Origin of the sequence: Micromonospora rosaria, assembly GCF_001567585.1 — a bacterium.
GTDB classification, from domain to species: Bacteria; Actinomycetota; Actinomycetes; order Mycobacteriales; family Micromonosporaceae; genus Micromonospora; species Micromonospora rosaria.
This window is the reverse complement of record NZ_LRQV01000283.1, coordinates 1-1,828: the sequence shown is the minus strand read 5'-3', so window position 1 is coordinate 1,828 and position 1,828 is coordinate 1. Positions and strand designations below refer to the sequence as shown.

At 64.7% G+C, this 1,828-nt stretch carries 3 protein-coding genes; 2 read left to right on the top strand and 1 reads right to left on the bottom strand.

Annotation, left to right across the window (positions count from 1 at the left end):
• Both AWW66_RS32020 and AWW66_RS35035 read left to right on the top strand, forming a co-directional pair.
• On the top strand, positions 1 to 306 hold a 306-nt coding region (locus AWW66_RS32020; protein WP_245648587.1), incomplete at its 5' end, for a putative quinol monooxygenase.
• On the top strand, positions 303 to 1,034 hold the full coding sequence (locus AWW66_RS35035) for a helix-turn-helix domain-containing protein (RefSeq protein ID WP_281179655.1): 732 nt from the start codon (positions 303 to 305) through the stop codon (positions 1,032 to 1,034). The genes AWW66_RS32020 and AWW66_RS35035, both read left to right, overlap by 4 nt.
• 50 nt (positions 1,035 to 1,084) lie before the next feature.
• Here the strand turns inward: AWW66_RS35035 and AWW66_RS35030 are convergent, their stop codons facing one another.
• Complete coding sequence (locus AWW66_RS35030; protein ID WP_067374547.1) at positions 1,085 to 1,438, bottom strand: hypothetical protein; 354 nt, start codon at positions 1,436 to 1,438, stop codon at positions 1,085 to 1,087.
• Positions 1,439 to 1,828 lie beyond the last annotated feature (390 nt).

Sequence of the window (1,828 nt, the reverse complement as noted above, 5' to 3'; positions counted from 1 at the left end):
GGCCTAGTCGTCCGCCATGAGTTGCGTGACGAGACCGCAGCCGAGAGCTTCGACAAGCTGGTGGCCGAGACCGGTCCGGAGATCGAACGGTTGGAGCCGGACACGCTGGCCTACGTGGTTCACACCGTGCCGACTGAGCCGCTGGTGCGGGTGTTCTACGAGCTGTACGCCGACCGGGCTGCCTTCGACTTCCACGAGAAGCAGGCCCACACCAAGCGCTTTCTTGCTGAGCGCGAGCAGTACCTGAGTGGTCTTGCCGTGACGTTCTTGCAGGCCGAATCCGGGAAGGGGCCGTTGCGCAAGTGAATACCGGAGACAGTCGAGCCTTCGGGCTCCGAGTAGCCGAACTGCGCAAGCAGCGCGGCATGAAGCAGGAAGAGTTGGCGGCAGCGCTCGGACGTACCGCGAGCTGGCTGTCGCAGGTTGAACGTGGCGTCCAGCCGGTCAACCGGCTGGACGTCCTCCGGCTACTTGCTGACGGCCTCGGCGTGCCGCTTCAAACCTTGCGGCCGGACACGCCGGTAGCCGCCTCGGTGTCGGCCGAATCCACTGATACGCCGAACGACCTGGATCAGGCCAGGCTGACGATCTCGGGTTACCCGGTGCCGGATGTGCTTCTCGCTGGGGACGCAGCCGAGGTGGCGATCGACCTGGAGGCGCTCCAGGATGCCGTCGATGAGGTGTGGAGGTTGACCCACGGAAACCGATTCGCCGAACTCAGTTCAGCTATCGGGCCGCTCATCCCGCGACTGGAACGCGCCGCAAGAACCGCTCCCGATACAGTTCGGTCGACCCTGTGGCTTTTACTGAGCCGGACTTATCAGGCGCTCTCCGCCGCTTTCGTGCGCCAAGACGAACCCGATGCGGCATGGCTGGCGGCGGACCGTCGATCAACGCCGCCGAGCGATCCGGTGAGGTACTGCACGTCTTTGCCGGCGTTTTCCGCCTCGCGCAGGCATTTGTCCGACTCAAGCGCTTGGACCAGGGGGAACACACAGCAGCAACGGCGGTCAACGCTCTCCGTCAACACGTAAGCGGCGCGACTGCCACTCCTGAAGCGCTGTCCGTCTTGGGATCGCTTCACCTAGCGTTGGCGTTGGTCCATGCCCGATCGGGCAACCGTACGGATGCTCGCAAAGAAATCGAGAACGCGCGCCAGGTGGCGAGTCAGATCGGCTCTGACCGCAACGACTTCAACCTTGAATTCGGGCCGACCAATGTCGGTATTCAGGCCGTCTCGATAGCGGTCGAGCTGGGTGACGCGGGCGAAGCGATCGAGGTCGGCGAGCGAATCAATGCCGAGCAGCTGTCCACCGAGCGGCGGGCGCGGTTGGCGATGGACCTCGGCCGTGCGTACGCACAGCGGCGGCAGAGTGGAGAGGCTCTGGGCTACCTCCTCGAAGCCGAAGGTTTGGCACCCGAGCTGATCCACACCCATGTGGCCGCCCGGAACGCGATCCGTGAGCTGATCCTCGTTGCTGGCCGTTCCGCGTCGCCCGAGTTGAGGGCATTGGCCCGAGCGGGCAGATGCTCAACCGTAGGCGGCCCGTGTCTCCGCTGTCCCTCCTGTCCCCTGTGTCCCCCGATGGCTTCTGAACTGGGGAAACTTGGGGGACAGGGTGCAAACCGGTGTCTCCCAAGCGGGCAGACCGATGATTGGGCGATCGGGCCATTAGCGGGCCATTACGACAGGCTACGCAGTAGTACTCCAGGCCACTCGATCTCTCGCTGAGCTGCCCTCCGGGTTGGCCACCAGCGGGCCTTGTGCGGTTCCCAAGCTGACAGTGCGGGTTCGATTCCCGTCACCCGCTCCACGCACGGAAGCCCT